This is a genomic window from Streptomyces candidus (genome assembly GCF_014207445.1).
Lineage (GTDB): Bacteria > Actinomycetota > Actinomycetes > Streptomycetales > Streptomycetaceae > Streptomyces > Streptomyces candidus.
Genome location: NZ_JACHEM010000020.1, coordinates 37,735 through 54,217, shown reverse-complemented (window position 1 = coordinate 54,217; position 16,483 = coordinate 37,735). Strand labels below are relative to the sequence as shown.

Here is a 16,483-nt window from a genome sequence, read left to right as displayed (position 1 = left end):
GGTGCGGGCGGTGCGGGCGGTGCGGGCGGTGCGGGCGGTGCGGGCGGTGCGGGCGGTGCGGGCGGTGCGGGCGGTGCGGGCGGTGCGGGCGGTGCGGGCGGTGCGCGCGGTGCGCGCGGTGCGGGGGCGCGGGCGGTGCGGGGGCGCGGGCAGTGCCGCCCGTGCGGGACGGTGTGCCTGTGCGGGCGGCGGCGGGCGGTACCGCCGGTGCGGGACGGCGTGCCTGCACGGGCAGTGCCGCCCGTCACTCCTGACCGCGCTTCGGTGGTCCAACGACGCGCAGGAGCAGCCGAATTGGGGATTTCTGGGCGCCGTGTCCGATCTTCATGGTTTACACGGAGGCAACGGAATGTTGTACAACCCTTCTACGCGCTCGAACGTCTGACCCATCAGTGTCAGGCCGCAGTCGTGCGGGAAGTGTCGACATTTCCATCCCCGTTCCACGACGGCAGGGGGTATGTGAGTATCCACGAGGAGCTGAGAGAGCACACATGGGCGAGCGGGGCAGGAACAGCCATATAGGGGCCGCGGGCAGCCGCCGGAAAAAGGGCGGGCGCCGCGCCCAGCAGCCCGCCGGGCGCCGCGCTCAGCCTTCCCCCGGCGCGCACCCCGGGGAGGGGAGCACCGAAGGAAGAGGCGAGGGCAGAGCCGCGAGCAGGCGCGCGCCGCGCGGGCGACGCGGCCAGCGCAGACCGCGCAGCAAGGTCAAGACCCTGCTGATCTTCGTACTGCTCCCGCTGCTGGTCCTGGGCGGTGCGGGCTTCGCCTGGATGTACTTCGCGCTCGACGGCAACCTCAAGACCGTCGACATCGAGGCGGAACTCGGCTCCGACCGGCCGCCGGAGGTCGACAACGGATCGATGGACGTCCTCGTCCTCGGCTCCGACTCCCGGCAGGGGGACAACGGTCAGTACGGCAAGGACGTGGGCAGCGCGCGCTCCGACATCGCGATGATCGTGCACGTGCACGCGGGCAACGAGAAGGCCAGCGTCGTGTCGATCCCGCGCGACACCCTGGTCAGCCGCCCCCAGTGCATGGGCAGGTCCAAGGTCAGGCCGGCCGCGGAACGCCAGATGTTCAACACGGCGTACGAGATCGGCGGGCCCGCCTGTGCGGTGAAGACGGCGGAAAAGCTCTCCGGCCTCCGGATGGACCACTACGTCGAGGTCGACTTCGGCAGTTTCAAGACGCTCATCGACGCGCTCGGCGGTGTGCCGATCACCACCACCAAGGCGATCGACGACCCCAAGAGCCACCTCAAACTCGCGGCCGGCACCCACCGGCTGGACGGCGAGCAGGCCCTCGGCCTGGTACGCACGCGAAAGAGCGTCGGCGACAGCAGCGACCTCGGCCGCATCCAGCTCCAGCAGGCCTTCATGAAGGCTCTGATGGAAGAGATCAAGGGTGTCGGCGTCCTCAACCCGAAGAAGCTGTACGGTCTCGCGGACGCGGCGACCCAGACCCTCACCACCGACTCCGGCCTCGGCTCCGTCATGTCCCTGGCGTCCTTCGGCAACCGCCTGGGCGGCATCGGCTCCAAGGACATGAACATGATCACGCTGCCGATCGACTACGACGCGAAGGACCCCGAGCGCGTCATACCGCTGAAGGACCAGTCCGAGCTCCTGTGGATGTCGCTCCGGATGGACAAGCCGATCCCGCCCGCGGTCACGGAGAACTCGGCCGGCGACAAGGTCGACGCGGGCAAGGTCGTCAAGAGCGACTGAGCGGCCCGCGGGAGGCGCCGCCGAGCGGCCACGCGTCGATGTCGCGGTAGCGGATCGGCCCAGGACCCCGGCCGAAATTGCTGCCCACCAGGTGCAGACGGGCCGCCGGCCACCGGCGGCCCGCGAAGGACGCCAGGGCGTCGGCGGTCTCGACGACCGGGGCCGGACCGCCGCGGCGGGCGCGGGCCAGGGTCAGGTGCGGTCGCAGCGGCCGGCCCTCGAAGGCGATGCCGCAGCCCTGCACCACCGCGCGCACCCCGTCGGCCAGCCGGTGCAGCCCGTCCAGGTCGCCGCCGATCCCGCTCCACAGCACCCGCTCGTCGAAGTGCCCGCCGCCGCGCAGCGCCAGCTCCAGGGGGTGCTGCGCCGCCGCCAGTTCCCCCAGCGGCCCCCGCAGCAGCGGAACGCTGGCGACCGGCAGTTCCCCGAGGAACGCCAGCGTGATGTGCCAGTCCTCGATGCGGTTCCAGCGCAGGTCCGGATACGCGTCCCAGGCGGGCCGCAGCTCCTTCGCCAACTCGTCCTTCGCGTCGTCCGGCGGCGCCAGGGCGATGAACACGCGTACGGTCGCGGGCGAGGCCCCGTCCACGGTCATCTGCGGTTCCCCCCGACGCTGCTCTCCGGTACGGCTCGCATCGTACGGGGCGGCGCGGGGGAGCCCCGTACGTCCCCCGCGCTCCCGTGCTCCGGGGACACGGACGTCGCACCCCGCCCGTGTCGGCAGGGTGCGACGTGACCGCTCGGAGGTGTTACCGCTTGTGCGGCTGGGCGAAGCGGATCCTGACCGGTCGCGAGTGGATCCTGGCGACGCAGGCGGGGAGCGCGGCCTTGTCGTCGTGGTCGCGTGCCCGGTACGCGCTCGGGCTCATCCCGACCAGTTCGGTGAACCGTGAGCTGAACGATCCCAGCGACGTACAGCCCACCTCGAAGCAGACCTCCGTCACCGACAGGTCGCCCCGTCGCAGGAGTGCCTTCGCCCGCTCGATGCGGCGCGTCATCAGATAGCTGTACGGGGTCTCCCCGAACGCGGCGCGGAAGCTCCGGGAGAAATGACCGGCCGACATCAGCGCGACGTGCGCGAGCGCGGAGACGTCGAGCGGCTCGGCGTACTTGCGGTCCATCAGGTCGCGGGCCCGGCGCAACCGGACGAGGTCCTCCAGATTCACGCGCCCACCCTCGCACAGGCCGGATTCACGCGCCCACCCTCGCACAGGCCGGCCACGGCGGGAACGGGGTGCCGGGCATCGGGGCCCCTCCGCGAGTACGGCTGCCGCGCGGCATAGGGTCGGATGCACGGAGGCCGGTTCGTCTCCGGTTTCGCCCCCTGTACCCGGGTACCGAAGTAATCGTGTATCCGTCGACCGACCCCGAGGAGCAAGTCGTGACCGACCCGGCGTCCAGCACCGTGCAGCAGGAGATCGCGCGGGACCTCCAGGTGTCCGCGAGTTTCGACCCCGAGCAGGAGATCGAGCGGCGGGTGGCCTCCCTGGCCGAGCGCCTGACGACGACGGGCCTGCGCGCGCTGGTGCTCGGCATCAGCGGCGGCGTCGACTCCACCGCCGCCGGGCGGCTGTGCCAGCTCGCCGTGGAACGGGCCCGCGCCGCCGGACACGACGCCACCTTCTACGCGATGCGGCTGCCGTACGGCGTGCAGGCGGACGAGAAGGACGCCCAGCGCGCGCTCGACTTCATCAAGCCCGACCGGGTGCTGACCGTCGACGTGAAGGCCGCGAGCGACGCCTCGCTGGACGCCTCCCTCGCCGGTGGGCTCGCCTTCCGCGACGAGAGCCACCAGGACTTCGTACAGGGCAACATCAAGGCCCGGCAGCGGATGATCGCGCAGTACGCGGTCGCCGGCGCGCAGGACGGCCTCGTCGTCGGCACCGACCACGCGGCCGAGGCGGTCACCGGGTTCTTCACGAAGTACGGCGACGGCGCCGCCGACCTGGTACCCCTGACGGGTCTGACCAAGCGCCGCGTACGGGCGCTCGCGGACGCCCTGGGCGCCCCGGCCGAGCTGGTGCGCAAGGTGCCGACGGCCGACCTGGAGACGCTCGCGCCCGGCAAGCCGGACGAGGAGGCCCTCGGCGTCACGTACGACGAGATCGACGACTTCCTGGAGGGCAAGCCGGTCAGCGACGACGTCGTCACGAAGCTCGTCCAGCGCTACCGCCTCACCGAGCACAAGCGGCAGCTGCCCGTCGCACCCTGAACCCCGGAGGTATGTCCGTCTCGCGCGTGGGCAGGCGGGGATTTAACGTCAACGTACGGACGTTTCGGATGTTACGGACGTGCGACGCGCAGACCCCGGAAGGAACGAGCGTATGAGCAGCGAGCGGGGAGACGACGTCTACCAGCCGGACGGTGCCGATGAAGTGACGGCGGACTCCGGCATCCTCGACCCCGAGGACACCCTCAACGACCGTGAGGCGGACCCCTACGACGAGGGCTGGTCGCCGCCCGAGCGGCCGCTCGCCGTGGGGCGCGTCGGCACCACGGCGGAGGAACAGCAGGAGGGCGAGTCGCTCGACGGGCGGCTCGCGCAGGAAGTGCCCGATCCCGCACTCGACACACCGGGCGGCCCCGAGGACGACGACGGCCTCGGCGACCTGCCGGGCGGAGCGGGCGAGCCCGTCGACGCCGAAGTGGGCGACCGGCGGGCCGGACGCCTGGTGGCGCCGGACGAGGGTGCGCGCGAGGACGCCGAGAAGGACATGCTGGCCAACGACGTCGGCATCGACGGAGCGGCCGCGTCCGCGGAGGAGGCGGCGGTGCACATCGTGCCGGACGACGCCGAGGCGGACCTGGGCGAGGGCCTGAGGAACTGAGCAGGCGCGGACGGGCGGGGCGGGGACGGCAGGCACCGTCCCCGCCCCGCCCCCACGTCCGAGGCCTTCGCGCACCCGCGGCAGACGGCCGCAGCGGTCACGGAGGTGTTCGGCGTCGAAGCGGTCCTGGACCCCGGACTGCGCGAGAAGTCCTACGGTCAGGCGGGCGGCAGGCCCCAGGAGTGGCTGGACCGGAGGTTCGTCCCGCCGCCGCCCGTCGGGGAGCGGATGGACCACGACGAGGGAGTACGGGGCGCCGAGACCAAGGCGCAGTGCGCGCGGCGCCTCTACGCCGCGATGGACGACATCCTCCGCAGCCCGTGCCGGCACCAGATCGTCGTGACGCACGGCGGCTCCCTGACCTTCGTCGTGGCGTCCTGGATCAGGATGCCGATCGCGTCGGCCGGATACGCCGCTTTCCACGCGGCGCCGGGCAGCATGACGAAGCGGTCGGCGGTTTGGGGGACGGCGGCTCGGATACCCGCAGGAGAGCACGGTGTTCCCGCGCGAGAGGAGATTTTCGATCATGACCGCGCAGCAACCCGCAAGGGGCCACGAGGCCCGGCAGCAACGGTCGGCCGGAACGGCGAAGTCGCCGAAGGCCGAGCACGACGATCCCGTGGCGGCCTTGCTCGGCAGGGTCCGCGACGCACTGACGGAGCAGAACAAGTGAGGGGCTCCGACCACGGTCCGGGCCGGGAGCCGGGACACGCACCCGCACCCGCGCGCGGCGTCGATCCGGCCCGGCTGAGCGAGGACGTACTGCTCCAGGAACTCGAGAGCGTGCACCGTACGCGGCACGAGACCTTCCTCCACGGCAGCGGTGACGCGCTCGCCGAGCACACCCGGCGGACCGTGGAACTGGAGGACGAGTACGTACGTCGCCACCCGGAGCGTTCCGTCTCCGCCGACCGCACCCGAGAGGGAGCTCGCGCACGCGAAACGTGACGCGAGGGCGAGGCGCGCGCTCGTGCCGCGCTGGTGTCGCGGCGTGGGCGCGCGGGGCACGGCGTGGGGCGAAACGGGCACGGCGTGGCGCGCGCCGGGGCGAAATCCTCGCGGATCAGGCCTCGGCCTCGTCGGTCCCGCCGGGTGGGAAGTCCCCGCGATCAGGAGCCGTCGGTGCCACCGCGCCGCGTCCCGATCCGCCCGTGCAGGGACGCCGTCCGCTCCGCCGTACGCACCCCGCCCCGCCGAACCACGGCCTCGCCCGGGGCCTCCCCGCTGATCGACGGCCTGTTCAAGGCCTGTGGGATCATGCGGGGACGACCCCGGGGAGGGGCCTGTGGCGGTCGGTACGAGGAGTCGGGGATGAGTGCGGGTGGGGGACAGGACGGTGCGTCCGTGTCCGACGAGGAGTGGGAGCGGTTCCTGCGGGAGTCCGCCGCCGGAGTGCCGGGCGCGCCGAAGGAGCCCTCGGCGCGGGCCCGGGACGTGACGCGGAGGCTGCGTGAGGAGCCGGTACGGCCGGAGGCGTGGCGTTCCTACGAGCCGGCCCGGCCGCGCCGGTTCAGGGGCCGGCACGCGGCGGTGCTGGTGGCCGCGCTCGCGCTGCTCGCCGTGGCGCTGGTGCCGGGGCTCGCAGGCCGCGCCACCGGATGGTTCGGCGGCGCGGACGGCACGACGGACGCCGTCGGCGCGCAGGCCCCCGAGTCGCAGCGGCCGACCGGCCCGCCCGCCGGGCAGACGCCCGTGCGGCCCACCCTCGCCGAACCGTTCAGGGGTTCGCCCGCAGCCCGGTGGGCGAACGGCGCGGCCGGAATCACCGTGCCTCCGGCCAGGGCGACCGGCTGGATGAGCACCGCACAGGTCGCCCAGGCCCTCACCCGTACCCGGGACTTCCTCGCCGCGTCCAACCTGGACCCGGGCGTGCTGCGGGGCGAGCGCCCCGATCGGGCGATCGCCCTGGTCAACCCGCACCAGAAAGACGTCCAGGACTACCTGTCGACCGCCTTCACCACCTCACGCGTGTCCGACGAGAAGAAGGACCCGCTGCTGCTCTTCAGCCGGTTCGACCCCTCGCGCACCCGTCTGGTCGGCGACGTGATCAAGACCCGGGGCCGCCTCACCTTTCGGGAGGGCGAACACGGTGCGCTCCAGGTGACGGCCGACGTCACGTTCGTCTACCCGGTCGTGCGCGCCGCAGCGGGCAGCGAGGAGGTCGCCCGTACGATCGTGCGCCGCGAAACCGTGCTGAGCTGGGACGATCCCGGAAAGGTGAAGACCGAGGCGGGCACCTTCTCCCTCGACTCCTACACCGTCCACATGACGAACGCGGGCTGCCGCGACACCTCCGGCCGCCTTGCCCCGGCATTCGGCGCGGAACGCTCCGGCGCGGCCACCGGCCCCGAGGTCGACCCCTACGACCGCAGCACGCCGATGACGGAGCGGATGAAGGACGCCGACGACGCCGGGTGCGGGACGGCGACGCGGACATAGGCGGCCGTCGGCCGGACGGAGGACGGCGGGGGACCGCTACCTGGTGCTTGGCCCCGGCGAGGGGGAGTCCGCCGACACGGAAATCCCCACCGTAGCGCGCCGGTTGCTCGCACACATGCCTGGGGACGGACCGAAGCGGCTGGGGGCGCGTGGCCCGAAGCCGGTCCCGTAGCGGTGGCACACGGATCTTCTACGGTACGGAGTCCGGCGCGCCGTAGACGCGGGCGAGCTCCACCGCCAGGCGGGCGAGCCGCTCCCGTGCCTGCGGAGGGTCCAGCACCTCGATCCGCGCGCCGAACGCGGCCAGTTGACCGGCGACGACCTCCGCCGTCGGCCCGTCGACGGTTACCTCGGACCAGCCGTCCGGCAGCTTCTCCCCGATCCGCAGCCGCCCCTCGAACAGCCGCTCCAGGATGGCCAGGGTGCCCGGCTCCGCCCGCGCCCGCACCGTCGCCGCCAGCATCCGGTCCTCCAGTCGCGCGGCGAGGGACCGCCATACGGCCGGCAGGTCGAAGCCCTCCGGTCGGGTCACCGGGGCGCCGGTCGGCTCCGCGGTCAGGACGCGGCTGAGGCGGAACGTACGCAGGCCCCCCTCGGTGTCGGCGACGAGGTACTCGTTGCCCGCCTTGAAGGCCAGTCCCAGCGGGTGGACCGTCCGCACGGACGCGGGCTTTCCGGGGCCCGCGTACCCGAGCCGCACCTGATGGCCGTCCACCACGGCCCTTCGGAGCGCGTCGAGTTGGGGTGCGGCGGCCGTCGCGTCGGCGCGCGTCCAGTCGGTGGCGTCGACGATGTGGGCCCGAGCGGCGGCCTCGGCGTCCGAACGCAGCGGAGCGGGCAGCGCCCGCACCAGTTTCCGCAGGGCGGTACGCAGTTGCGGTGTCGCCGTCGCCGATCCCGCCCGCAGGAAGAGCGAGCGGATCTCCTCGGCGGTCAGGCCGGTGAGGTCGGTGCGGGCGCCGCCCACCAGCGACCAGCCGCCGCCCCGGCCGCGCTGCGAGTACACGGGGATGCCCGCGGTCGACAGGGCCTCCAGATCGCGGCGCGCGGTCCGTTCGGAGATTTCGAGTTCGGCCGCCACCTCGGCCACGGTGACGCGCCCGCGCGACTGGAGGAACAGCAGGGTCGCCACCAGGCGGTCGGCCCTCATACCGGGCCGCTTCCCGAATCGGTCCCCATGCCGGTGCCCTTCCTGCGCGAGTGCCCTTCTTCTGCGGGCCTGCCTCTTCCCGCAGGTCATCCTCTCCGGAAAAGTGGCCAGGAGGTGACCTGTTCGACTTCCAGGATGAGCGCATGACGCACCCCGCGAACACCACACAGGGCCCCGCCGCCCCCGCGGACCCCCGCCCGTTCCTGAACACGGCCGTGGCACTGGCCGGACGCACCCTCGCCGCCGTCCCGCACGCCCTGCCCGCCGAACCGCGCGGCGGCCCGGTCCCGTTCGCGGCCGTGGTGGACGTCGCCCCAAAGGCACCGGACATCGACCGCCTCGTGGCGTGGTCCGGGCGTACCCCCTGACGACCTGCCGGACCCGGGACGGTGTTTCCCGTGCGCACCCGTCACTGCCCCACGCGGCCGTCGACGCATTCCCGCAGCAGGTCGGCGTGGCCGCAGTGCCGTGCGTACTCCTCGATCCGGTGCACCAGCAGCTCGCGGACCGCCGTCCCGTCCTTGCCCAGCCGCGTGCCCAGGTCCGGGTGGGCGGCCAGGGCGGCGTCGGTGGCGGCCTGTTCGCGTTCCAGGTCGGCGTACGCGGCGTTCACCACGGACTGGTCTGCGACGGCGCCCTCGAAGTCGGCGTCCTTCGTCCCGTACAGCTTCGGCAGCGGATCGCCGTCGGTGATCCAGTTGCGCCAGTCCCGCTCCACCTCGGCGAGATGCCGCAGCAGGCCCAGCAGCGACATCGTCGACGGGGGCACCGAGCGCCGCGCCAGCTGCTCCGGGGTCAGACCCTCGCACTTCATCCGCAGGGTCAGACGGTAATCCGTCAGGAATTCCAGCAGCGTCGGCAGCTCGCCGTCAGGGCTGGGGCCGTCGCTGTCGCGGGGGTCGTCGTCCGGATCGACCCACATGTCGGGGTGGACGGTCGCCGGGGTCCAACGTGCGGGCTGATCGCTCATGGATGCCATGGTGGCCGGTTCGGGCCCGGCCCGCCACCGGTTTGCGCGGGCGTACGGAGCGTGACGGAGACCAATCCCGGCCTGCTGCACGGGAGTTCGGCAGCCGTCGCCGCGGGGATCTTCCGGTGGCCGCCCAGTGACGGGACCAGACGTTTTCAGCCAACATTAGGTTAGGCTAACCTTCGTCCTGTGAACGTCGGAGAAGAACTCCCCCAGGCCGCACCGGCCCGCGGCCACGCCCTCGCCGCCACGGGTGTCACCGTGGCATACGACGGCGTCGACGTGGTGCACGAGGCGTCCCTCGAACTGGCGCCCGGGCGGGTGACCGTACTGGTCGGCCCCAACGGCAGCGGCAAGTCGACGCTGCTGCGCACCGTTGCGCGGTTGCAGCGGGCACGGAGCGCGACGCTGACCCTCGACGGAGGTACGGACGGCTTCGCGCTGTCGCCGCGCGAGTTCTCGCGACAGGTCGCGCTGCTGACGCAGGGGCGGCCCACACCCAGCGGGCTGACCGTACGGGACGTGGTGGAGTTCGGGCGCTACCCGCACCGGGGGCGCTGGGGCCGGAGCGACCCCGGCGGCCGGGAGGCCGTGGACCGGGCGCTCGGGATGACCGGCGTCGCCGAGCTGGCCGAGCGGGGCGCCGAACACCTCTCCGGCGGCCAGTTGCAGCGGGTGTGGCTGGCGGGCTGCCTCGCGCAGGAGACCGGCGTACTGCTGCTGGACGAACCGACGACGTACCTCGACCTGCGCTATCAGGTGGAACTGCTGGACCTCATACGGGACTTGGCGGACGACCATGCGATAGCCGTCGGCGTCGTGCTGCACGACCTCGACCAGGCGGCGGCCGTCGCCGACCGGATCGTCCTGCTCCGGGCGGGCCGGGTGATCGCGGACGGCGAGCCGGGGGACGTACTCACCCCGGAGCGGCTGACCGACACGTACGGCATCCGCATCGAAGTCTCCACCGACCCGCTGACCGGACGGCTGCGCACCCGCGCGATCGGCCGGCACCACACCAGGCGCACGCCCGACGGAGTCCGCGTACTGGACGCCGACCGCGACAGCGTCAGCGCGCACCGCGGCGCCGGCAGGGACGAGGGAGACCGTGCGCCCGGCTACGGTGCGGGCGCCGGCGACAGCGTGCGAGTGAGCACCAGCACCACCGCATAGCGCGAGAGCACGTACCGCAGGACGTCCCGCCCCCGGCGACAGGACGCCTCCCCCCTCTCAAGAACGACCCCTCCGCAAACAGAACGCGCACCCCCGCGCACAGTGAAAGGCCCAGTGCCCCCATGAGACGACTCCTCCTCGCCGCCACCGCGGTCACCGCCGCCGTCCTCACCCTCGGCGCCTGCGGCACCACCGAGCCCGCCGCGGACAAGAAGGCGGACGCCAAGCCGGCCGCGAAGATCTCCCTCACCGACGCCGGCGGCAAGAAGGTGGAGCTGGACGGCCCCGCCAAAAAGGTCGTCGGCACCGAGTGGGACGTCGTCGAGCACCTGGTGTCGCTCGGCGTCGACCCGGTCGGCGTCGCGGACGTCAAGGGCTACACCGCCTGGGACAAGGCCGCCCCGCTGAAGGGCAGCCCGAAGGACATCGGCACCCGCGGCGAACCCAGCATGGACACCGTCGCCGCGCTCGCGCCCGACCTCGTCGTCGCCACCACGGACCTCCCGCCGGCCGCCGTCAAGCAGCTGGAGAAGATAGCCCCGGTCCTGACCCTGAAGGCGGCCGACGCCAAGGACCCGATCGGTCGGATGACCAAGAGCCTGGACATGATCGCCCAGGCCACCGGCACCACCGAGAAGGGCGACAAGCTCAAGAAGGACTTCGAGGCCAAGCTCGCCACCGGCAAGCAGGAGCTGGAGAAGGCCGGCCACAAGGGCACGAAGTTCGCCTTCGCCGACGGCTACGCGCAGGGCAACCAGGTCTCCGTCCGGCCCTTCACCAGCGGCTCGCTGATCGGCGCCGTCAACGACCGGCTCGGCCTGACGAACCCCTGGAAGGTCAAGGGCGACCCGGCGTACGGTCTGGGCGCCACCGACGTCGAGGGCCTGACCAAGCTCGACAAGGACACCGTGTTCGGCTACGTGTCCAACGACAGCGACAAGAGCAGCACCGTGTTCACCGGCGTCCTCGCCGACAACGCGGTGTGGAAGTCGCTGCCCTTCGTCACGGCGAACAAGGTGCACCGTCTGCCCGACGGCGTGTGGATGTTCGGCGGCACGGCGTCGATGGAGATGTACGTCGACTCCGTCGTCACCGCGCTGAAGAAGTAACGACGGGACACACGTACACACCATGGCCGTCACCACCACCGCACCCGCCGCCCCCAGCACGGCGGCGGCCTCCCGGAAGGGCGGCGCGGTGGCGGTGACGGCCGTGCTCGTCCTGCTGGTCGCCGCCCTCGCCGTCGTCGACGTCACCCAGGGCACCGCGCACGTCGGTGCCGCCCAGGTCTGGAAGGCGTTCACCGGCGACGCCGCACCGGGGGACGCCTCCGTCGTCATCGCCTCCCGGCTGCCGCGCATGGCCGCCGGAATCTTCGTCGGCGCGGTCCTCGGCATGGCGGGCGCGGCCCTCCAGGCCGTCAGCCGCAACGTCCTCGCCTCGCCCGACACCCTCGCCGTCAACGCCGGTTCGTACGTGGCGCTCGGGCTGGTCGCCGCCACCGGCGTTTCGCTGCCGCTGCTCGCCTCCTCGGGCGTCGCCTTCGTCGGCGGCCTGGCCGCCGCCGCGGTCGTGCTCGGCATGTCCGGGCTCGGCGCGGGAACCGTGCGCCTCGTACTCGCCGGCACCGCGCTCACCCTCGGGCTCACCGCCGTCACGGAGGGCATGCTGCTGCTGTTCCCCGTGGAGACGCAGGGGCTGTACGCCTGGAACCAGGGCAGCATCGGCCAGAACGGCTTCGGCGGCGTGCTGTGGATGGCGCCGCCGGCCGTCCTGGGTCTCGCCGGACTGCTGCTGGTCGCCCGCCGGGTCGACGCCCTCGCCCTCGGCGACGACGCGGCGCGCGGGCTCGGCGTGCCCGTACGCGCCACCCGGGTGGTCACCGTCGTACTGGCCGCGCTGCTGTCCGCAGCCGCCGTCACCCTGTGCGGGCCGATCGGCTTCGTCGGACTGTGTGCCCCGGCGCTGGTGCGCGTACTGGCGCGCCGCCACCGGGCGTTCACCCGCATCCGCGTCGGCGTGAGCGTCTCCGCGCTGGCGGGCGCCGCGCTGGTGCTCGGCTCGGACGTGGTGCTGCGCACCCTCGTCTCCGCGGACACGTCCGTGTCCGTGCCGACCGGCGTCGTCACCAGCCTCGTCGGCGCGGTGTTCCTGATCGTCCTGGCGACCAGGGGACGGGACCTGGGAGCCGCGTCGCCGCCCGACCGGCTCCGCATCCGCAGCCGTACCGTCTTCGTCACCGTGACGGCCGCCCTCGTCGCGGTCCTCGTCGGGCTGACCATCGCCTCCGTACTCCTCGGCGACTCCAAGCTGCTGCTCGGCGACGTGCTGAACTGGGCGCAGGGCAACGCAGGCCGCGCCGTCACCTTCGTCCTGGACACCCGGGTCCCACGCGTCCTGGCCGCCCTCCTCGCGGGCGCCGCCCTCGCCCTGGCGGGCACCCTCATCCAGGCGGTGACCCGCAACCCGCTCGCCGAACCGGGCGTGATGGGCGTCTCCGGCGGTGCGGCGCTGGGCGCGGTGCTGCTGGTGACGACCGTGCCGATGGCCGGCCCGGCAGGCATGGCGGGGGCGGCCTTCGCGGGCGCGGCCCTCTCCGCCGTCGTCGTGTTCGGGCTCTCCGCGCGCGGCGGCTTCCAGCAGAACCGGCTCGTCCTGGTCGGCATGGGTGTCGCCACCGCGAGCACCGCCCTGATCAGCCTGCTCATCGTGCTGACGGACCCGTTCAACGCCACCAAGGCACTGACCTGGCTGTCGGGTTCGACGTACGGGCGGACCATGCCCGACCTGCTGCCGCTCGGCGTGATCCTGGCGGTGGGGGCGGCCGTGGCGTTCGTACGGCGCACCGAACTCGACCTCGTCTCCCTCGACGAGGACACCCCGCGGCTGCTCGGCCTCGGGCTGTCCCGCTCCCGCCTCGGCTTCCTCGCCCTCGGCGTGCTGCTGAGCGCGGCGGCCGTCGCCGCCGCCGGAACCATCGCCTTCGTCGGCCTGGTCGCCCCGCACGCCGCCCGCGCCCTGGTCGGCCGCCGGCACGCGCGCGTGGTCCCGGTGGCGGTCCTGCTCGGCGCGGTGCTGGTGGGTACGGCGGACGTGGTGGGCCGCACTGTCATCGCCCCGGCACAGCTGGGTGCGGGGCTGCTGACGGCGGTCATCGGGACGCCGTACTTCCTGTGGCTGCTGCTGCGGAGCAGGGGGGACGCACGGTAGCGGCGGCGGCCCCCGGGGCGCGCAGCGGAACCTTCCGCCGCGCGCCCTTGCGCGTCACCGGCCGCTCAGCCTCCGCAGGTCCTCGGCGAGCGAGGCGACCGCCGCCGGATTGCGGGGGCTCTCCACCAGGTCCACGTAGTCCAGGACGACGATCCGGTCGTTCTTCACCGCCGAGACGTTCGCGAGCGGTGGGTAGGACTTCAGGAACTTCCGCTTCTGCTCGGCGGAGGTGTCCCCGTAGTCGTTGATCACGATCACCTCGGGGTCCCGCGCCACCACCGTCTCCCAGCCCACCGTCGCCCAGCTGTCCTTGAGGTCCTTCATGACGTGGTCCCCGCCCGCGCGCGTGATGATGTCGTGCGGACCGGCGTACGCGCCCGAGGTGAACGGCTTGTCCCGCCCGTCGTCGTAGAGGAAGACGCGCGGCCGGTCGGCCCCCTTCAGCGCCTTGCCCTCCGCCTCCGCGACCTGCTTGCGGAACGTGGCGACCAGGGCTTCGGCACGGTCCTCGACGCCGAAGATCCGGCCCAGGTTGCGCAGGTCGGTGTAGAGCGCGTCCAGCGGGGCCATCACTCCGCGCGCGGTGCCGCGCCCGTTGCGGCACGACTCGCTCAGCAGGTACGAGCCGACGCCGACCTTCGCGAGTTCGGCGGGCGTGAAGCCCTCCCCCTCGTCGAAGCCGTAGTTCCAGCCCGCGAACACCAGGTCGGCGCGTGCGTCGAGGACGAGTTCCTTGTTGATGCCCTTCTTCGACAGCCACTTGGTCCTGTTGTAGCCGTCCTTCCAGGGCACGGACGTCAGGTCGCCCTTGTCGTCGGGCATCACGAAGCCCGCCATCTGCTTTTCGAGGCCGAGCGCGAACATGATCTCGGTGATGCCGACGTCGTTGGTGACCACGCGTTGCGGGGCCTTCCGGTACGTCTTCTTCTCCCCGCAGTTCTCGACGGTCACCGGGTAGTGGCCGCCGCCCGCTTTTGCACTGTCCGTTCCGGCGACCTGCGCGCCGCAGCCGGAGAGGGTCAGGGTCAGCACGGCGGCGAGCCCGAGGGCCGCGGGACGCCGACGGAGGTGGTGGAAGTGGTGGGGCATGGTGGGCGGGGCTCCTCAGGGAGTGGGGGTCGGGACGACGAGACGGTCGAAGAGCAGCTGCACGGCACCGGACTCCGGGTGCGGGACGCGGTGCGCCCGTACGCCGAAGACCTCGGCGAGCAGCTCGGCCGACAGCACGTCGTGCGGGGGACCGTGGGCGACGATGCGGCCCGCCCGGATCACGTACAGCAGGTCGCAGTGGAGAGCGGCGAGGTTGAGGTCGTGCAGCGCGGTGAGCACGGTCAGACGGCTGTCGCGCACCAGGGCGAGAACCTCCAACTGCTGTGCGATGTCGAGGTGGTTGGTGGGCTCGTCCAGGACGAGCACCCGGGGCTGCTGGGCGAGCGCACGGGCGATGAGGACCCGCTGTTTCTCGCCGCCGGACAGGGAGAGGAAACCGCGGCCCGCGAGGTGGGCGGCCCCCACCTGCGCAAGGGCCCCCGCGCACACCCGGCGGTCCTCCTCCGAGGCGCGGGCCACCGACCGCTGGTGCGGCAGCCGCCCCATCGCGACGACCTCCGCCACCGTGAAGTCGAACTCGGCCGCCGCCTCCTGGGGCAGCGCCGCCAGCCTGCGGGCGCCCTCGCGGGTACTGAGCGCGGCGAGGTCGTCCCCGTCGACCAGGACCGCCCCCGCGCTGGGACGCAACGCCCGGTACGCGCACCGCAACAGGGTGGACTTCCCGCTGCCGTTGGGACCCACCAGACCGACGAGCCGGCCGTTGTCCGCGGACAACGTGACCTCGTCCACCAGCCGGGCGCCCGAGACCTCGACGGTCAGCGCCTCGATGTCGAGCCGCATCACACACCTCCGAAGGTGTAGGAGTGACGGCGCATCAGCAGGATGAAGCAGGGCACGCCGACGACGGCGGTGAGCACGCCCACGGGCAACTCGACCGGTGCCAGCACCACCCGGGACAGGATGTCCACCCAGATCAGCAGCACCGCCCCGACCAGCGGTGCGACGGCCAGCAGCCGCCGATGGTCGGCGCCGACCAGCATCCGCACCCCGTGCGGAACCATCAGCCCGACGAAACCGATCGCCCCGCTCACCGCGACCACCGCGCCCGTGACGGCCGCGGACACCAGGAACAGCTCCTTGCGCAGCCTGCGCGCGTCCACCCCCAGCGCGGCGGCCGTCTCGTCGCCCATCGCCAGGGCGTTCAATCGCCGCGCCGACCAGCCCAGATGGACGAGACCGCCGAGCACCGCCCCCGCCGCGATCGGCACCGACGCCCAGCTCGCCCCGCCGAGACTGCCCAGCAGCCACATCATCGCCGAGCGCGCCGCCTCGCCCCGGTCGGCGGCGAACACCATGAACGTCGTGATCGCCGAGAACCCGTAGTACATCGCCGTCCCCGTCAGCACCAGACGCAGCGGCGTCAGTCCCCGCGGGGTGCGGGCGATGGTGTACACCAGCGTCATCGCCAGCAGCGCCGAGCCGAACGCCGCCGCGGACAGCGCCCACATCCCCAGCGCCCCCAACGCCCCGAAGATCAGCACCGCGTTGGCGCCGACGGCGGCCCCCGAGGAGATCCCCAGCACGAACGGATCGGCGAGCGCGTTGCGCACCATCGCCTGCACCGCCACACCGATGGCCGACAGGCCCGCCCCGACGACCGCCGCCAGCACGGCGCGCGGGAAACGCAGCTCCCACACGATGGTGTACGCGGAAACCTCGTCGGGCGCGATCGTCCCGCCGCTCAGCCCCGCCCACAGATGGCGGGCCACCTCGCCCCAGGTGAGCCCCGACGCGCCGATCCCCGCCCCGCACACCAGCGACAGCACCAGTCCGGCACCCAGCACGGGCAGCAGGACCGGCAGCGTCACCGGCGCGCGTCCGCGGCCTGCACCGGTGGCGGGGGCCGGGCGCGGTGGCGCGGCGGGAGGGCGGGCGA

Annotated in this window: 19 protein-coding genes and 1 pseudogene; 11 read left to right on the top strand and 9 right to left on the bottom strand. The window is 72.9% G+C overall.

Annotated features, from left to right (window positions below):
• Nucleotides 1-273: hypothetical protein (locus HNQ79_RS33300; protein ID WP_221508266.1), on the bottom strand; the 273-nt coding region annotated here is incomplete at its 3' end.
• Nucleotides 274-491: 218 nt separating this feature from the next.
• Between HNQ79_RS33300 and HNQ79_RS28820 the strand changes: the two genes are divergently transcribed.
• A complete protein-coding gene (locus HNQ79_RS28820; protein ID WP_185035850.1) occupies nucleotides 492-1,727 on the top strand; it encodes an LCP family protein in 1,236 nt (411 codons plus the stop codon).
• On the opposite strand, the gene thpR is transcribed toward HNQ79_RS28820, so the two are convergent.
• Together thpR and HNQ79_RS28810 are read right to left on the bottom strand one after the other, a co-directional pair.
• Nucleotides 1,714-2,322, bottom strand: a complete 609-nt coding sequence (gene thpR, locus HNQ79_RS28815; protein WP_185035848.1) for an RNA 2',3'-cyclic phosphodiesterase — start codon at nucleotides 2,320-2,322, stop codon at nucleotides 1,714-1,716. The two genes, HNQ79_RS28820 and thpR, sit on opposite strands and share 14 nt — an antisense overlap.
• A 154-nt stretch (nucleotides 2,323-2,476) precedes the next feature.
• A complete protein-coding gene (locus HNQ79_RS28810) occupies nucleotides 2,477-2,848 on the bottom strand; it encodes a helix-turn-helix transcriptional regulator (RefSeq protein ID WP_185035891.1) in 372 nt (123 codons plus the stop codon).
• Nucleotides 2,849-3,108: 260 nt separating this feature from the next.
• Between HNQ79_RS28810 and nadE the strand changes: the two genes are divergently transcribed.
• The 3 genes and pseudogenes from nadE to HNQ79_RS28795 form a co-directional block, all read left to right on the top strand.
• Nucleotides 3,109-3,939 (top strand): NAD(+) synthase, encoded by an 831-nt coding sequence (gene nadE, locus HNQ79_RS28805; protein WP_185035846.1) that lies wholly within the window; start codon nucleotides 3,109-3,111, stop codon nucleotides 3,937-3,939.
• Between the two features lie 112 nt (nucleotides 3,940-4,051).
• Nucleotides 4,052-4,555 carry a DUF5709 domain-containing protein gene (locus tag HNQ79_RS28800; protein WP_185035844.1) on the top strand — a complete coding sequence of 168 codons (504 nt, stop codon included), beginning with the start codon at nucleotides 4,052-4,054 and terminating at the stop codon, nucleotides 4,553-4,555.
• A 105-nt stretch (nucleotides 4,556-4,660) separates the two neighbouring features.
• Nucleotides 4,661-4,906 (top strand): annotated as a pseudogene (locus tag HNQ79_RS28795) (histidine phosphatase family protein); the annotation flags it as partial.
• On the opposite strand, the gene HNQ79_RS34860 reads toward HNQ79_RS28795, so the two are convergent.
• On the bottom strand, nucleotides 4,843-4,995 hold the full coding sequence (locus tag HNQ79_RS34860) for a hypothetical protein (RefSeq protein WP_373312540.1): 153 nt from the start codon (nucleotides 4,993-4,995) through the stop codon (nucleotides 4,843-4,845). The pseudogene HNQ79_RS28795 and the gene HNQ79_RS34860 sit on opposite strands and share 64 nt — an antisense overlap.
• Before the next feature lie 86 nt (nucleotides 4,996-5,081).
• Here HNQ79_RS34860 and HNQ79_RS34120 point away from each other — a divergent pair, with 86 nt between their 5' ends.
• The 3 genes from HNQ79_RS34120 to HNQ79_RS28780 all read left to right on the top strand — a co-directional run bounded on the left by HNQ79_RS34120 (nucleotide 5,082) and on the right by HNQ79_RS28780 (nucleotide 6,994).
• Nucleotides 5,082-5,228 (top strand): hypothetical protein, encoded by a 147-nt coding sequence (locus tag HNQ79_RS34120; protein WP_185035898.1) that lies wholly within the window; start codon nucleotides 5,082-5,084, stop codon nucleotides 5,226-5,228.
• Nucleotides 5,225-5,503: a DUF6158 family protein gene (locus tag HNQ79_RS34115; protein WP_185035889.1), complete on the top strand. Its 279-nt coding sequence runs from the start codon at nucleotides 5,225-5,227 to the stop codon at nucleotides 5,501-5,503. Before HNQ79_RS34120 ends, HNQ79_RS34115 begins: the two co-directional genes overlap by 4 nt.
• 363 nt (nucleotides 5,504-5,866) lie before the next feature.
• Nucleotides 5,867-6,994, top strand: a complete 1,128-nt coding sequence (locus tag HNQ79_RS28780; RefSeq protein ID WP_185035843.1) for a hypothetical protein — start codon at nucleotides 5,867-5,869, stop codon at nucleotides 6,992-6,994.
• Between the two features lie 190 nt (nucleotides 6,995-7,184).
• On the opposite strand, the gene HNQ79_RS28775 is transcribed toward HNQ79_RS28780, so the two are convergent.
• Nucleotides 7,185-8,144: a helix-turn-helix transcriptional regulator gene (locus tag HNQ79_RS28775; protein ID WP_185035841.1), complete on the bottom strand. Its 960-nt coding sequence runs from the start codon at nucleotides 8,142-8,144 to the stop codon at nucleotides 7,185-7,187.
• A gap of 143 nt (nucleotides 8,145-8,287) precedes the next feature.
• Between HNQ79_RS28775 and HNQ79_RS28770 the strand changes: the two genes are divergently transcribed.
• On the top strand, nucleotides 8,288-8,512 hold the full coding sequence (locus HNQ79_RS28770; RefSeq protein WP_185035839.1) for a hypothetical protein: 225 nt from the start codon (nucleotides 8,288-8,290) through the stop codon (nucleotides 8,510-8,512).
• Between the two features lie 41 nt (nucleotides 8,513-8,553).
• Here HNQ79_RS28770 and HNQ79_RS28765 read toward each other — a convergent pair whose 3' ends face one another.
• Complete coding sequence (locus HNQ79_RS28765; RefSeq protein ID WP_185035837.1) at nucleotides 8,554-9,123, bottom strand: DinB family protein; 570 nt, start codon at nucleotides 9,121-9,123, stop codon at nucleotides 8,554-8,556.
• Nucleotides 9,124-9,303: 180 nt separating this feature from the next.
• Between HNQ79_RS28765 and HNQ79_RS28760 the strand changes: the two genes are divergently transcribed.
• From HNQ79_RS28760 to HNQ79_RS28750, 3 genes are all read left to right on the top strand, one after another.
• A complete protein-coding gene (locus HNQ79_RS28760) occupies nucleotides 9,304-10,287 on the top strand; it encodes an ABC transporter ATP-binding protein (protein WP_185035836.1) in 984 nt (327 codons plus the stop codon).
• Nucleotides 10,288-10,409: 122 nt separating this feature from the next.
• A complete protein-coding gene (locus tag HNQ79_RS28755) occupies nucleotides 10,410-11,396 on the top strand; it encodes an iron-siderophore ABC transporter substrate-binding protein (protein WP_185035834.1) in 987 nt (328 codons plus the stop codon).
• Nucleotides 11,397-11,418: 22 nt separating this feature from the next.
• Nucleotides 11,419-13,497, top strand: a complete 2,079-nt coding sequence (locus HNQ79_RS28750; protein ID WP_185035832.1) for an iron ABC transporter permease — start codon at nucleotides 11,419-11,421, stop codon at nucleotides 13,495-13,497.
• Nucleotides 13,498-13,551: 54 nt separating this feature from the next.
• On the opposite strand, the gene HNQ79_RS28745 is transcribed toward HNQ79_RS28750, so the two are convergent.
• From HNQ79_RS28745 to HNQ79_RS28735, 3 genes are read right to left on the bottom strand one after another with little or no spacing between them, the layout of a single operon-like run.
• Complete coding sequence (locus HNQ79_RS28745; protein ID WP_185035830.1) at nucleotides 13,552-14,586, bottom strand: ABC transporter substrate-binding protein; 1,035 nt, start codon at nucleotides 14,584-14,586, stop codon at nucleotides 13,552-13,554.
• A gap of 15 nt (nucleotides 14,587-14,601) precedes the next feature.
• Entirely contained in the window at nucleotides 14,602-15,387 is a 786-nt protein-coding gene (locus HNQ79_RS28740; RefSeq protein ID WP_185035828.1) for an ABC transporter ATP-binding protein, read from the bottom strand.
• Nucleotides 15,387-16,415, bottom strand: a complete 1,029-nt coding sequence (locus HNQ79_RS28735; protein ID WP_373312521.1) for a FecCD family ABC transporter permease — start codon at nucleotides 16,413-16,415, stop codon at nucleotides 15,387-15,389. The genes HNQ79_RS28740 and HNQ79_RS28735 overlap by 1 nt, the downstream gene beginning before the upstream one ends.
• Nucleotides 16,416-16,483 lie beyond the last annotated feature (68 nt).

Excerpts from the sequence above, each read along its gene's own strand:
- HNQ79_RS28820 (WP_185035850.1), top strand. The coding sequence starts at position 492 with ATGGGCGAGCGGGGCAGGAACAGCCATATAGGGGCCGCGGGCAGCCGC.
- thpR (WP_185035848.1), bottom strand. The coding sequence starts at position 2,322 with ATGACCGTGGACGGGGCCTCGCCCGCGACCGTACGCGTGTTCATCGCC.
- HNQ79_RS28810 (WP_185035891.1), bottom strand. The coding sequence starts at position 2,848 with ATGGACCGCAAGTACGCCGAGCCGCTCGACGTCTCCGCGCTCGCGCAC.
- HNQ79_RS28800 (WP_185035844.1), top strand. The coding sequence starts at position 4,052 with ATGAGCAGCGAGCGGGGAGACGACGTCTACCAGCCGGACGGTGCCGAT.
- HNQ79_RS34860 (WP_373312540.1), bottom strand. The coding sequence starts at position 4,995 with ATGCTGCCCGGCGCCGCGTGGAAAGCGGCGTATCCGGCCGACGCGATC.
- HNQ79_RS34120 (WP_185035898.1), top strand. The coding sequence starts at position 5,082 with ATGACCGCGCAGCAACCCGCAAGGGGCCACGAGGCCCGGCAGCAACGG.
- HNQ79_RS28780 (WP_185035843.1), top strand. The coding sequence starts at position 5,867 with ATGAGTGCGGGTGGGGGACAGGACGGTGCGTCCGTGTCCGACGAGGAG.
- HNQ79_RS28775 (WP_185035841.1), bottom strand. The coding sequence starts at position 8,144 with ATGAGGGCCGACCGCCTGGTGGCGACCCTGCTGTTCCTCCAGTCGCGC.
- HNQ79_RS28770 (WP_185035839.1), top strand. The coding sequence starts at position 8,288 with ATGACGCACCCCGCGAACACCACACAGGGCCCCGCCGCCCCCGCGGAC.
- HNQ79_RS28765 (WP_185035837.1), bottom strand. The coding sequence starts at position 9,123 with ATGGCATCCATGAGCGATCAGCCCGCACGTTGGACCCCGGCGACCGTC.
- HNQ79_RS28755 (WP_185035834.1), top strand. The coding sequence starts at position 10,410 with ATGAGACGACTCCTCCTCGCCGCCACCGCGGTCACCGCCGCCGTCCTC.
- HNQ79_RS28750 (WP_185035832.1), top strand. The coding sequence starts at position 11,419 with ATGGCCGTCACCACCACCGCACCCGCCGCCCCCAGCACGGCGGCGGCC.
- HNQ79_RS28745 (WP_185035830.1), bottom strand. The coding sequence starts at position 14,586 with ATGCCCCACCACTTCCACCACCTCCGTCGGCGTCCCGCGGCCCTCGGG.
- HNQ79_RS28740 (WP_185035828.1), bottom strand. The coding sequence starts at position 15,387 with ATGCGGCTCGACATCGAGGCGCTGACCGTCGAGGTCTCGGGCGCCCGG.